The organism is Methanoculleus sp. 10 (assembly GCF_913757945.1).
Classification (GTDB): domain Archaea; phylum Halobacteriota; class Methanomicrobia; order Methanomicrobiales; family Methanoculleaceae; genus Methanoculleus.
The window spans coordinates 94,965-107,993 of sequence record NZ_CAJYDP010000005.1; the positions used below are offsets into that span (position 1 = coordinate 94,965).

General features: G+C 63.2%; 14 protein-coding genes and 1 other RNA gene. 8 read left to right on the top strand and 7 right to left on the bottom strand.

The features are described 5' to 3' along the window. Positions 1-240: 240 nt before the first annotated feature. On the bottom strand, positions 241-795 hold the full coding sequence (locus tag QZ408_RS07260) for a CBS domain-containing protein (RefSeq protein WP_292490585.1): 555 nt from the start codon (positions 793-795) through the stop codon (positions 241-243). A 147-nt stretch (positions 796-942) separates the two neighbouring features. On the opposite strand from QZ408_RS07260, the gene QZ408_RS07265 reads away from it, so the two are divergent. Beyond that, the gene (locus tag QZ408_RS07265) at positions 943-1,206 is read left to right on the top strand and encodes a hypothetical protein (protein WP_292490586.1); all 264 of its coding nucleotides are present in this window, start codon (positions 943-945) and stop codon (positions 1,204-1,206) included. A gap of 44 nt (positions 1,207-1,250) precedes the next feature. On the opposite strand, the gene rnpB is transcribed toward QZ408_RS07265, so the two are convergent. Further along, an RNA gene (gene rnpB, locus QZ408_RS07270) (RNase P RNA component) lies at positions 1,251-1,597 on the bottom strand. 174 nt (positions 1,598-1,771) lie between these two features. Here rnpB and QZ408_RS07275 point away from each other — a divergent pair. The 5 genes from QZ408_RS07275 (at position 1,772) to QZ408_RS07295 (ending at position 7,939) form a co-directional block, all read left to right on the top strand. Next, complete coding sequence (locus QZ408_RS07275) at positions 1,772-2,353, top strand: hypothetical protein (protein ID WP_292490587.1); 582 nt, start codon at positions 1,772-1,774, stop codon at positions 2,351-2,353. Between the two features lie 29 nt (positions 2,354-2,382). Further along, complete coding sequence (locus QZ408_RS07280; protein WP_292490588.1) at positions 2,383-2,949, top strand: TIGR00296 family protein; 567 nt, start codon at positions 2,383-2,385, stop codon at positions 2,947-2,949. A 5-nt stretch (positions 2,950-2,954) separates the two neighbouring features. Next, the gene (gene tgtA / locus QZ408_RS07285) at positions 2,955-4,406 is read left to right on the top strand and encodes a tRNA guanosine(15) transglycosylase TgtA (RefSeq protein ID WP_292490589.1); all 1,452 of its coding nucleotides are present in this window, start codon (positions 2,955-2,957) and stop codon (positions 4,404-4,406) included. Beyond that, positions 4,393-6,030 carry an archaeosine synthase subunit alpha gene (gene arcS / locus QZ408_RS07290; RefSeq protein ID WP_292490590.1) on the top strand — a complete coding sequence of 546 codons (1,638 nt, stop codon included), beginning with the start codon at positions 4,393-4,395 and terminating at the stop codon, positions 6,028-6,030. Before tgtA ends, arcS begins: the two co-directional genes overlap by 14 nt. A gap of 616 nt (positions 6,031-6,646) precedes the next feature. Next, positions 6,647-7,939 (top strand): SDR family oxidoreductase, encoded by a 1,293-nt coding sequence (locus tag QZ408_RS07295; protein WP_365995742.1) that lies wholly within the window; start codon positions 6,647-6,649, stop codon positions 7,937-7,939. Between the two features lie 38 nt (positions 7,940-7,977). Here QZ408_RS07295 and QZ408_RS07300 read toward each other — a convergent pair whose 3' ends face one another. Continuing rightward, the gene (locus tag QZ408_RS07300; RefSeq protein ID WP_292490591.1) at positions 7,978-8,301 is read right to left on the bottom strand and encodes a YbjQ family protein; all 324 of its coding nucleotides are present in this window, start codon (positions 8,299-8,301) and stop codon (positions 7,978-7,980) included. A gap of 7 nt (positions 8,302-8,308) precedes the next feature. Next, positions 8,309-8,464, bottom strand: coding sequence for a hypothetical protein (locus QZ408_RS07305; protein ID WP_292490592.1), 156 nt, complete (start codon positions 8,462-8,464; stop codon positions 8,309-8,311). A 166-nt stretch (positions 8,465-8,630) separates the two neighbouring features. Between QZ408_RS07305 and QZ408_RS07310 the strand changes: the two genes are divergently transcribed. Together QZ408_RS07310 and gltA are read left to right on the top strand one after the other, a co-directional pair. Then, positions 8,631-9,482, top strand: coding sequence for a sulfide/dihydroorotate dehydrogenase-like FAD/NAD-binding protein (locus QZ408_RS07310; RefSeq protein ID WP_292490721.1), 852 nt, complete (start codon positions 8,631-8,633; stop codon positions 9,480-9,482). Then, positions 9,475-10,818: an NADPH-dependent glutamate synthase gene (gene gltA / locus QZ408_RS07315; protein ID WP_292490593.1), complete on the top strand. Its 1,344-nt coding sequence runs from the start codon at positions 9,475-9,477 to the stop codon at positions 10,816-10,818. The genes QZ408_RS07310 and gltA overlap by 8 nt, the downstream gene beginning before the upstream one ends. A gap of 267 nt (positions 10,819-11,085) precedes the next feature. Here the strand turns inward: gltA and QZ408_RS07320 are convergent, their stop codons facing one another. The 3 genes from QZ408_RS07320 to QZ408_RS07330 are packed head-to-tail and all read right to left on the bottom strand — an operon-like array spanning position 11,086 to position 12,447. After that, positions 11,086-11,490, bottom strand: coding sequence for a PGF-CTERM sorting domain-containing protein (locus QZ408_RS07320; protein WP_292490594.1), 405 nt, complete (start codon positions 11,488-11,490; stop codon positions 11,086-11,088). Then, positions 11,448-11,891, bottom strand: coding sequence for a hypothetical protein (locus QZ408_RS07325; RefSeq protein WP_292490595.1), 444 nt, complete (start codon positions 11,889-11,891; stop codon positions 11,448-11,450). Before QZ408_RS07325 ends, QZ408_RS07320 begins: the two co-directional genes overlap by 43 nt. Further along, on the bottom strand, positions 11,872-12,447 hold the full coding sequence (locus QZ408_RS07330) for a hypothetical protein (protein ID WP_292490596.1): 576 nt from the start codon (positions 12,445-12,447) through the stop codon (positions 11,872-11,874). The genes QZ408_RS07325 and QZ408_RS07330 overlap by 20 nt, the downstream gene beginning before the upstream one ends. Positions 12,448-13,029 lie beyond the last annotated feature (582 nt).

Consider the following 13,029-nt stretch of genomic DNA (forward strand, 5'->3'; position numbering starts at 1 on the left):
GTCCACCGCCCAGGGAGATCCCGGGGTCGAACCGGGTCCGGGCTCGCACTCCCCTCCCCCGGGAAACCAGCGCGAGGACCGCTCCCGGGGCACGGCTCATCACCGGCTATACGCCCGGGCAGAAACCCATGGCGACGTAGTCTCACGCGGAGATACAAAGACCATGAAGAGAAGGCAAGGACAGCACTCACCGGACTTCGCGTCTCCTCGCGCCTTCGCACGAAGACCGCGAAGCAGGTGTCATGTTATCAGCGATATCAGGTCGTGCTTGGTGATGACGCCCTGCACCTTCCCCTGCTCGATCACGATGACTGCGTGGTTGTGATGCAGGAGATGGACGACCGTATCGATGGGCGCCGTCGGAGGAACTGTCGGGAAACCCGGCTCCATGTAGTCCCGCACCAGTTTCCGGTGCGTCTGGTGGAGCCCCCCCTCTTCCATGGCGCTCATGATGGCCGATTCGGATATACATCCCACCGGCACCCCGCTCTCGAGCACCGGCAGCTGGGAGATGCCGTTCTGGCCCATGATCTCGACGGCACGGCTGGCAGGGTCGTCCGGGGTAACGGAGAGCACGGGTGCGTTCATCACGTCGGCCGCCGTGATCGTCGAATGCTCCGCCGCCTGCAGGACCTCCACGATCTTTGCGAGCGTGCTCACCCTCGGGTCCACGCTGCCCGCCTCGATCCGCGCGACCATAGATTGGCTTATCCCGGCCATTCGGGCTACATCTGCCTGCTTTAAGCCCATACGGAGCCTTTTTTCCCGCAGTTCGGCCGGGGTGGGTATCTCCATATTATTACTATAGGTAATTTTTTCACTTATACATTTGCCTGCATATGCCCCCCGGCCCTGCCGGGAAAGTATCGGTGCAGTCATGGTGATACCGCGACCCGCTGCCCCCCGGACAGGTTGATATAGCGCAGGGTCCCATGGGAGGATATGGCCGTAAACAATGAGGAGCAGCAGAAGGTCCTCGCGAAGGTCAGGGAGATCCTCTCGACCTACCACACCCGCGATGCCGTCAAAAGCGAGCTGGAGTCGCTCGGGTTCGACGTCAGGGCGGAGCACGGGGACGTCGTATCCCTGGAGAACACGCTCGCCGAGATCTTCGTCCAGCTCTTCACGAACGACCGGGGCGATATCTTCGATACGCACGTCGTGACGTTTGAGGAGATTGAACTCAAGCCGCCGGCTAAAGGGTGAAACCCCGTAAACCACGTTTTACCGAGAAGAGTTCGCAATAGCAGGAGTGGGAGGAGTAAGCCTCCTTCTGTTCGGTGCGGCATTCAGCTACGCGCCATACCTGGGCGGATACCAGACGATCCATCTGCCCTATTCTGGCTTGCACCCGCAGGGATTCACCGTTTCATCGTATCCCACCGCTACGTTCAACGAGTTGCGCGGAAACCCGCGCAGCTTGCCTCCCTGAGCGGGGGGCTCGGTCGTTTCATCACTGACGGCGGGCCGTGTCGTTTCTGTGTCATTGCCGTGACTCTCGCCACCCGCACTTGCATGCGGCTGCGTGTCTGGCCGGTGGGAGGACTTTCCTCAGCAGCACAAGGCATGTGCCACCGTCGGCCGCACTCTCCCTCTCCCATATAATGTGGGGCGGAGTTGATATATATCAGTACGGTGATCTGCCCGGACCCCCCACCGTCCGGCACTGCGGACTACTCCCCCGAAGGCCACCGGATCAGCCGCGCATACCCCAGGGGTACCAGATAGGTTTATATAGGCCATCCCTGTTCTTACCACTGGCGTTATCACCATGGGGGGAAGTGAGGTATCTACACAGCTAGAGCTCGCGGCAATCTTCGCGGCATTCGTTGCCGTCACGACGCTCTTCTCGTTCGTCTCGATCGGGGCAGGCGCTATGGGAGGCGGGACCCCGGACGGTGCGGGCGTATACCCGGTCCTGATCGCCGGCGGACCGAACCTTGCGCCGGTCGGGACGATCACCGGTTACCCGCCGGTGCCGGGGTTCTCCGGCACCCGGACCGACGTCCTGACCTTCGTCATCGCCAATACCGGAGGGGAGGGGGCCGTCGACCTCTCCCGTGCCACTGTGACGGTTATGGCGGGGAACTACCTTGAGGTTCTTGCGCGATCGGAAGACCTCCTCCCGGAGCCGGGCACGTGGACGGCGACGCTGCCCCGGGACGGTGACGGCGGCACACCCCTCCGGGCCGGAGAGGAGTGTACGATCCGGCTCCGCCTCGACCGCCCCGTCCCCGCCGGGGAGACCCTGACCGTCAGGGTGCGTCTTCCGGGTGACCTGCCCTGTCTGATCACCGGACAGGCCGGGGCGCCCGCCGCCGCCGCCGCCGCCTCTTCTCCTCCAGAAGACTAAAAGTATTCAATGTCATACGACCCATTCTGATGGAAATGCTGACCCCCGAAGAAGGCAGAACGGCAGTTCGTCTGGCACGGAGCGCCATCGGGAAAACCCTCAGCGGCGAGCGGGCGGCCCTACCCGCTCTCCCGGCGGTCTTTCGCGAGAAACGCGGCGTCTTCGTCACGATCAAGCGGCAGGGACGTCTCCGCGGATGCATCGGCCTCCCCTACCCGACGAGGCCGCTTGCCGACGCGATCGTCGAGGCTGCTGTATCGGCAGCCCTTGAGGACCCCCGGTTCCCCCCGGTATCCCCGCAGGAACTCCCCGACATCGATCTTGAAGTGACGGTGCTCACGGAGCCCCGGTCGCTCGACTGCCCGCCGGAAGGGCGCCCCGGCTGCGTCGAGGTCGGGAAACACGGCCTGATCGTCAGTGGTCTCGGGGCAGGGGGACTCCTCCTCCCGCAGGTCCCGGCCGAGTACGGCTGGACCAGCAGGGAATTCCTCGACCAGACCTGCGTCAAGGCCGGGCTTTCGCCCGGGTGCTGGAAGCGCGACGACGTCGCCGTGCTGACGTTCGAGGGGCAGATATTCGACGAAAAGGCGGTTTAACCCGAATGACAATCACGTTTGAGGTCATCCACAAAGATATCGCGGGAAGGGCCGGCAGGCTCAGGGTGAACGGCAGAACGATCCGGACGCCGGCGCTCCTCCCGGTCGTCAACCCGCACCTCCCCCTCGTGACCCCCCGCGAGATGCAGGAGATGGGCGTCGAGGCCCTGATCACGAACGCCTACATCTTCCGGCGGAGCACAGAGTTTTGCGACCGGGCGCTTGCGGAGGGGCTTCACGCGGTCCTCGACTTCGACGGCGCCGTCATGACCGACTCAGGATCGTTTCAGCTCTCCGTCTACGGCGAGGTCGAGGTGAGTAACCGGGAGACGCTCGAGTTCCAGCAGGCGATAGGAAGCGACATCATCGTCCCCCTGGATATCCCCACCCCGCCGGATGCGAGCCGGGAGAGGGCCGAGCGGGAGCTTGCGACCACCATGGGCCGGATCCGCGAAGCCCGGGAACTCTTCCCCGACGCGAACCTCGCAGGACCTGTGCAGGGCGGCATCTTCACCGACCTCCGGGAGGAGGCCGGGCGGGCCGTCCAGGACCTCAACCTCACCTTCTGCCCGGTCGGGGCCGTGGTGCCGCTGATGGAGAACTACCGCTACCAGGACCTGGTACGGGTCGTCCTCGCGGCCAAACGCGGTCTCTCCCCGGCGACCGCCGTCCACCTCTTCGGTGCAGGCCACCCGTCGATGTTCGCCCTCGCCGTCGCGATGGGCTGCGACCTCTTTGACTCGGCAGCATACGCCCTCTTTGCCCGGGAAGGCCGCTACATCACCCCGCACGGGAGTTACAAGATCGACGAACTTGCGGAGCTCCCCTGCCCCTGCCGGGTCTGCCGCTCGATGACCGCCGACGAGCTCCGGCAGTCAGAAGACCGGGAGCGGCTGCTCGCCCTCCACAACCTCCACGTCACCCTCGCAGAGATCGCCCGCATCCGGCAGGCAGTCCAGGATGGGACTCTCTGGGAACTCGTCGACGAGCGGTGCCGGAGCCACCCGCGCCTGCTCACCGGCTACCGGGAACTCCTCGCTCACGCGGCCTATCTTGAGCGCGACGATCCCGTCTCCAAGCGCCGGTTCTTCTACCGGGGCTCGGAGACCTGCCTGAGGACAGAGGTGCTCCGGTTCCGGGAGGTCATTCCCCGCATCCCCCTTGGTGAGCGGGTGCTGGTATCCTTCGACGGGCGCGAGGTCCCCGGGTTTGATACGGTGCTGAACTTCAAGCCCCCCTTCGGGCCGTACCCCACAGAACTTGCGGAGACGTTCCCGATAGGCCAGAGCGAGATCCCGGAATGGGACGACGATATGGTCCGGTCCGGGTGCGCCGGCATCCGGGCCCTGATGGAGGCGCACCCGGAGAGTCGCCTCACCATCCGGTGCGATGATGCGTGGGCGCGCATCGTCCTTGAAGAGGTTCCCGGTGCGGAGGTGTACCGTGAGCAGGTATGAGGCGGCGAAGCGCGACGGCCTCGCGCGGATTGGAACCTACGAGGAGGGAGAGACGAGTGTCTCCCTCCCCGCCGCCTTTGATACGGACGCCCTCTTCCCGGCGCTCCGCGAACGCTCCCATTCAAACGTCCCGCTCTCCGCCGATCCGGCGTTCGTCCGGGACTACTTCTCCCCCGGCGAGGGGCAGCCGGTCGCCGTCCACCCGCTCGCCGCGCAGGCCCCAGAATCCGGCGACTGCACCCTGGTCGCGAACTGGCATACAGCGCTCAAAAACCCCCGGAACTACGCGGCATGGCTTGCGGCCTTAAAGGAGAGCGTCCCGCCGGACACCGCGTGGTACGCCCCGGCAGCGGCGCTCCCCTCGACCGCCTGCCTCCTCGTATACTCGGGCTTCGACCTCTTCGACTACCGGGCCGTCGACCTCGCGTCCGCACAGAAGACCTTCTGCCTGCCGGAAGGCGAGTTCCCGGCAACGCTCATGGAGACCGGGGTCTGCGGGTGCGAGGGCTGCCGGGACGGCGACCTCGTCCGGCACAACCGTCTCGCGCTCGACCGCGAGATCGCCCTTGTGCGGCACTATATCGAGGCCGGGCGACTCCGGGAACTGATGGAGGCCCGGTGCCGTGCGGACGCGGCGCAGACGGGCATCCTCCGGTTCCTCGACCGGAACTATGCTCTTATGGAGCGGTTCCTCCCGGTGGCGCGGGCGGTGCCGATGCTTGCCGCCACCGCTGAGTCACAGAACCGCTCAGAGATCCGGCGGTTCGCCGACCGGGTGATCGAGCGGTTCGTCCCGACCCGGACCGACGTTGCGGTCCTCCTCCCCTGTTCGGCGCGGAAACCCTACTCACTCTCCCGGAGCCACAGGCTCTTCATGAACACGGTGGACCGGCGGGCGCACGAGCTGATCGTCACCTCGCCGCTCGGCCTCGTGCCCCGGGAACTGGAGCGGGTCTACCCGGCGGGCCACTACGACGTGCCGGTGACGGGCTACTGGGACCGGGAAGAATGTGCCTTCATCGCCGACATCCTCACCCGTTACTTCGCCGCGCACCCCTACCGCCGGGTGGTCGCCCACCTCGAGGGCGGGGCGCTCACCGTCGCAGAGATGGCGGCGGAGGCCTCGGGGATCGACCTTGAGGTGACCTGCCGCGGTCACCCGACGTCGTCTGCGTCGCTCGCAGCACTGGATGCGGCCCTTGAGGGTGAGCGCCGGGTGCAGACCGACACCATCCGGGGCACGGTCTCCTGGCAGTTCGCGACCGATATCAACACGAAGGGACTCCAGATCCGGGGCAGGAGCATGCAGATGGCGGTCCTCCGCGGGAAACAGCAACTCTTCAGCATCGATGCGGGGACCGGGCTCTTCCGCCCGACGTTTGAAGGGTGGGGCCTGATACCGGAGGGGTATCGGGTCAGGATCGACGCGTTCGTGCCGCAGGGCGATGTCCTCGCCCCGGGCGTCACGGACTGCGACCAGCGGATACGGGAGGGCGACGAGGTGCTCGTCGAAGGGCCGCTCGCGGTCGCCACCGGACGGGCGATGATGGGGGCGGATGAGATGCTCCGGTCGAAGCGCGGGGTCGCGGTCAGGGTGCGGAAGACGAAGAAGATCGGGGAGTGAGCGAGTCCGGTGGCTCAAACCCCTCCGGGCTCGTTTTTTGCAGTGGTTAACCTAAAATCGCTGCAGGGCGTCGTTTTTGTGTCTACGACATTAGTGGACCATTGTATCTAAAACTTCACACACCGTCGCCTCACGCGAAGAGCGCGAAGCCGCGAAGACTATTGAGTGTTACCCCAATCTTCCTTTCGCGTCCTTCGCGGCTTCGCGTGAGACAGCAATTCTCCGAGCACCGGGACCACCAAAATAAGGTGAAATGGTTCTCAGGTCAACATGGTCAAGTGGGTATAAAGCCTGGTACAGTGGACCGTGGCGGATATCGCCATGGGGGGAGGGGCTGACGGGGAGGGGGCTCGTCCCCTCCCCTGTCTCTGCCTCGTGTCTTCAGCGTCCAGACTCAATTCCTACAGATTGCCATCTGCCGATAACCCCCTCCTGGAGGGGGGGACGGTACAGGGGGATACCCGGGAAAAGCCGTGCCCGGGGGTGCAAACTCCCGGACAGTGCGAAACAAGATCAATAAGTTGAGAGTGCCGATAATTGAGAATCGTTGCACCAGGTTAGTTCTCGCGCTGATGCGCAGGACCCGGAAGTCCGGTGGGACGTGGCCGCCTCTTCCATGGTTCTCCTGCTCTTCGTCCTCCTCCGGCAACGCTCAAATCGCAGGAGCACCTACCGTATCGGTATGCGCTACATCGTCACAGGCGGAGCGGGATTCATCGGGTCCAATCTCGCAGAGCGGCTGGCACGCGACCACGACGTCGTGATCATCGACAACCTCACCACCGGGCGGCGTGAGAATATCGAGCACCTCATCGGTCATCCCCGGGTGACGTTCATCGAGGGGAGCGTCACCGACCTTGACCTGCTCACCGACGCCTGCGCCGGGGCTGACGGCATCTTCCACCAGGCGGCCATCGCCTCGGTTCCCCGTTCCGTGGAAAAACCCCTGGAGACGAACGCGGTGAACGTGGGCGGAACCGTGAACGTCCTCTGGGCCGCAAAGGAATGCGGCGTCCCGACGGTTGTGGCGGCTTCCACCTCGGCGATCTACGGCGACGACCCGGTCTTCCCCAAACACGAGACGATGGCGCCGACGCCGCTCTCCCCGTACGCGGTCTCAAAGCTCGCGGGCGAGTACTACGGGAAGGTCTTTTCCGACCTCTACGGCATCAGGACGGCCTTCCTGCGCTACTTCAACGTCTTCGGTCCCCGGCAGGACCCGAACTCCGAGTATGCGGCGGTGATCCCGAAGTTCGTCACCCGCCTGCTCGCCGGGAAACCGCCGATCATCTACGGCGACGGGGAGCAGACCCGCGACTTCATCTTCGTCGCCGACGTGGTGCGGGCGAACATCCAGGCGATGGAGGGCGATGCCCGGGGGGTCTTTAATATCGCCGGCGGCCGCCGGATCAGCCTCAACGAGCTTGCCGCCTGTCTCTGTGGGATCACCGGCATGCATGCCCGGCCGCTCTACGGACCTCCGAGAGCGGGGGATGTGCGTGATTCGCTTGCCGATATATCGCGGGCCAGGGACGCCTTCGGCTTTTCTCCCCGCAACACGGTCGATGAAGGGCTCCGCGAGACGCTGGTATCCTCATTGCAAAAGGACTTGCAGAGAGGAAGGCAACGAAGAGACCACGTCAAGGTGGTTGAAGTATACCAATGCCGACGCGAGGTAGGTGTACGGAGGTTAAGTTGGCGCATATGGGCATGCCTCCTCCACCGGACAAAGAACACCGTAGTCCCCACCCCGCGCCCGGCCTCCTCCCCACCCCCGAAGTGCGTGGCGATAGCCGGTGGAAATCCATGTTACGGACATGTGCGATCAGCAAGAGCTTTAACCCCCGCAGGAGGTCACACATGTGCCCGATACACACGGCCTCAAACTCATGCTGTAAATTCTAACTAAAAAAGACAGGCTCCCCTGCCGCCAAAACCCCGAAAACCCTACTTCTTCGGGACGAGCTTCACCGCCGTCCCGTAGGCAAGGAGTTCCGCCGCCGTCGCCATCGTCTGCGACGTCGTGAACCGGATATTCACCACCGCATCGGCCCCGAGGTCGCGCGCGGCGTTGACCATACGGTTGTACGCCTCGGTCCGGGCATCGGAGAGCATCTCGGTGTACTCCTGGAGTTCGCCGCCGACGAGGCTCTTCAAGCCCGCCATGACGTCTTTCCCGAGGTGCTTTGTCCGTACGGTGTTCCCAAAGACCACGCCGAGGACCTCTCCTACGGCGTAGCCCGGCACTTCTTCGGTCGTTGTCAGTATCATTCTTCGTTCACTCCGTGATCTCTTCGATGATCTCCTCGCGCCCCCGCCATATGAGCAGCGCGATGCCGATCACGACGAGCGGGACGCCGTAGATTGGGATGAGCAACGCGATCACCGCGCCGATGGCGGTCAGGGCGATCCCCCAGCGTACCTGGCTCCGCATACTTATCCCTGTGACGGATTCGGGGATAACCGTTCGTATTCTCTCTATTTTCGGGGACCTACCTCGCGCAGAATAGATGCAGTAAAGAGGCTGGAGCCACAATGTGTACGAAGCGTTAGATACAGTTTGACGTTATCATCGACCAGGATAATCAGGAGTGAAGCGGTTGTATAAGGTGGAATTGGCGACCAAACTCGCCGACCGGGTTTACGAATACTGGATATCTGCGCCGCAGGTGGCGCGGCATGCACGGGCAGGCCAGTTTATCATCCTGCGCCTGCATGAGAAGGGTGAGCGGATACCGCTCACCATCTCCGCGGTTAAGGGAGACGCCGTCCGGGTGATATTTATGGCCGTCGGCAAGACGACCCAGGAACTTGCGATGCTCCGTCCCGGCGACAGCATCAGCGACGTCGTAGGACCGCTCGGAAAGCCGAGCGAGATCGAGAACTACGGCACCTGCTGCGTCATCGGCGGCGGTGTCGGGATCGCAAGCACGCCGCTCATCGCAAAGGAACTCAAAGCGGCAGGCAACCATGTCATCGGGATCATCGGGGCGCGGAGCGCCGATCTCCTCATCCTCGAGGACGAGATGCGGGAAATCTGTGACGATCTCTATATAACGACCGACGACGGGAGCAAAGGCGTTCACGGGTTTGCAAGCGACGTCCTCAAGAAGTTGCTTGAGGAGAGGACGATCGACCGGGTCTGGATCATCGGCCCCGCCATCATGATGAAGGTCACCTCCGGCGTGACGGTCCCCTACGGCGTGAAGACCTACGTGAGCCTCAACCCGATCATGGTCGACGGGACGGGGATGTGCGGCTCCTGCCGGGTGACCGTCGGCAAAGAGACGAAGTTTGCCTGCGTCGACGGCCCCGAGTTCGACGCCCACCAGGTCGATTTCAATGAACTGATGCAGCGGCAGCGGATCTACATGGGCCAGGAGAAGGTTTCGCTTGAACGGTTCGCGGAGCACCGGTGCCGGTGCGGCGAAGGGGGCGGGCACCATGAGTGACCGGCCGGCCGACGCCCGGGTCAGGGACTTTGAGGAGGTCGATTGCGGCCTCACCCCTGCAGAAGCTATCGCCGAGGCCGAGCGCTGCCTGCAGTGCAAAAAACCGCTCTGTGTCCGGGGCTGCCCTGTCTGCATCGATATCCCCGCGTTCGTCCGTGAGGTCGCGGACGGGAACTTCCCGGAAGCTGCCCGGGCGCTCAAGGAGCAGAACATGCTCCCGGCAATCTGCGGGCGGGTCTGCCCGCAGGAGACGCAGTGTGAGGGGGTCTGCATCCTCGGCAACAAGGAGACCCCGATCCGGATCGGCGCGCTCGAGCGGTTCGTGGCCGACTGGGAGCGGCAAAACGGCGCCGAACTCCCTGAGACAGCCCGCCCGACCGGCAAAAGGGTGGCGGTCGTGGGGTCCGGCCCGGCAGGGCTGACGGCCGCGGCGGAGCTTGCCCGCTCAGGCCACGCCGTCATGGTCTTCGAGTCGCTCCATGAGGCGGGCGGCGTCCTGACCTACGGCATCCCCGCATTCCGGCTCCCAAAAAATGTCGTCAAAGCAGAGATCGACCAGGTGCTCGCCCTCGGTGTCCGCTTAAAGAAGAACCACCTCGTGGGGAGGAGTGTCAGCGTGGACGAACTCCTCGGCTACGATGCGGTCTTCCTCGCGACCGGGGCGGGACTTCCCGCGTTTATGGGCATTCCCGGGGAGAACAAAAACGGCGTCTACTCGGCAAACGAGTTCCTGACGAGGGTGAACCTGATGCACGCCGACGCGTTTCCCGAATTCGACACGCCGGTCCTGCACGGGGCCCGCGTGGCGGTGGTCGGCGGCGGCAACGTCGCGATGGATGCGGCGAGGGTGGCACGCCGCATGGGTGCTAAGGTCTCCCTGATCTACCGGCGGGGCGAGGAGGAGATGCCCGCACGGAGGGCCGAGGTCGTACACGCGAAGGAGGAGGGGATCGAGTTCCTCACCTGCACGAACCCGACCCGGATCCTCGGCGAAGGGTGCGTCACCGGTATCGAGTGCGTGAAGATGTCCCTCTGCGGCATGGATGCGAGCGGCCGCCCCTCCCCGGAGCCGATTCCGGGGAGCGAGTTCACCCTCGATGTGGATATGGTGATCCAGGCGATCGGCACGAACCCGAACCCACTCCTCGTCTCCCTGATACCGGGGCTTGGGCGCGGGCGGAAAGGGAACGTCGTCGTCGACGAGAACGGCCGGACGTCCATCCCCCACGTCTACGCCGGCGGGGATATCGCCACCGGCGCAGCGACGGTGATCGAGGCGATGGGCTCGGCGAAGCGTGCGGCGGCAGCGATCGACGCGATGCTGAAGGGAGAATAAACTCTCTTTTTTGGATCGATCCGGGACCTCTGGCCGGGGCAAGACCGGGTTCTACCTGCTCTCCAGATGTGCCGTCCGGAGCGTGAGCACTGAGGAGACAACGGTTCGTAGAAGCGGAGTTCGAGCCCTTTCAGGTGCGCGTTGTGAGGCAGGAGGTCAGAGGACTGCAGGTCTTCGAGCAGAATGCTCCCTCTTGAACCAGAAGGAGCGCAGACATGCCCGGATGGAAGGCGTGCTCCCCCGATGTGTATGTCCGTCACTCCGGCCCTATCTCCGCCTCCGGTACAGGACAAAACCCATCCCGGTACCAAGAACCGCGAAAACCGCCCCAAACCCCGGCGTCGTCCGGATCGACTGCCCGGGTGCCAGGCCCGAGGAGACCTGCATGACGTCTGTCTTCTGACCGGCCCGAACGGTAACCTCCCAGACGATCCGGTCGTTGCCGTAGACTTTCAGCACGATCTTCTCGGCGCGGGCGCCCGGGGGCTGTCCGGAGAGGGCCTTCCCCTCCGCTTCGGCTCTCCCGACCGTGAGGTTCTCTTCCGAAACGTATGTCGTCGAGACGATCTCGCCGCCCGAAAGGTCGACGATGTACTCCGTGAATACGCCGGTATCGTTGATGAGTGAGGTTATAGGGATACGCCACGATAACCCCCATGACCTCCAAGACAAAACAGCACCACAAGCCACAGGAGAAAACCCGAGGTTGAGGCCGCAGGTACCGCTCCGCTCTGAAGAAGTTCCGTTTCAGGCATCTCCTCGCGGGCAAACAGGTAGTAGCCGAGGGCAACGAAGAACAGCAAGGTCCCAGCGGTAAGCCATGTCCGTGGCATGAGCGGGAACGTGACCGTGAATACTCCCATAGCGTTCGGCTCCGCGAAGAAGGCGAACAGGATCGCTATGAGCACGGCGACCCAGAGGAAACACAGGGACAAGCCGCAGATTACGCCCACGACGTTGATGAGCTTCCGGTTTTTGTTTCTTTGGTCATTTCTATCACAGGGATTCGTTATGGGTTTCCGGCTCCAGAGGCGTCCTGGATGCGTTCTGAATTCATTCCGTATTACTCCCATCTCCGGAGTTCGGGCGGCGAAGCGAAATGACCACCCGGAGGAGGATGTAGAAGATGGTGGCGACAAGTACGCACTCGAGGTAGAACCCGAGGAACGCAAGCCCGGAAAACACCAGATCGTGTGCTAATGTGTTTTTCGCGAGCGGTAGGGCGTTTATGACGCCGTCGAAGAACCATCCGAGAAACGGCAGTCTATCCGCGAGTAGCGGGGCCTCGCCTTTCCAGCGGTGCGGGGTTATGAGCAGGGCGAATACAAGCGGAGCCATTGCTGCGACGGTAACGAGCATCGTCTGTATTCGCCCATGAAACGAGAGAATGCCTGCAACAAGCGGGAACGGCGTGGCGGCCCCCGCAATTGCAAGGGTCAGGATCACCAGAAAGAGGGTGAGAAGGGCAAAGAGCGGTATGGGCCCCGGATGACCTGAGGCGATGCCAGCGACAACGACCCAGACTGCCCATGCAACGATCGCAACGAGCGGCGGAATTGCGAAGCGCAGCCGGCTCCGGGAGATAGACTCGTAAAGGCGGTGGAAAGCCGATGTATTCATATGAGGCATTTATTACTCCATGTCGTTAAAGTACGGACTTTATATGTTTAACTGATTATCAGACGCTTCATTACACTGTGCACTCACTGCCAGCACAACACCCGCACTCACCAGCAGCATCGCCAAAAGCGCGGAGAGTGCCCGCATTCCAATGTTTCCGTTCATTTCTTTCCTCCGATAACCACCCAGGAGGCAAAAGAGGCACAACCTTAAGTACATGGAATGCGAACCACTCTTTCGCCTTCGGGCAGTGGGGGGTTCACCCGGCCTTGGACGGATGGGGTGAGCCTCCGCCGTTTTGAGCCTCCGCACAAGGACATGGGCGTCGGTTTACTTATATATTCTGTCCTATTTCTTTACACGTCCGTCGGCTGTTTGCAGAAGTGGGGCGATCGAACCCGCCCTGAGGGATGCGGATACAGGAGATAGGTCGTTCTCGCGGTGATGGAGATCGTGTGGTCTACGCCGTGGGGACCCGCAATGGGTTGGGAACCGAGGTTCGAAAAGCCGCCGGGCTTCGCTGTGTGACTTCCCCACAGGGGAAGGAACCGGAACATCGAAGATGTGACTTGCGACGAACAACGTCCGGAG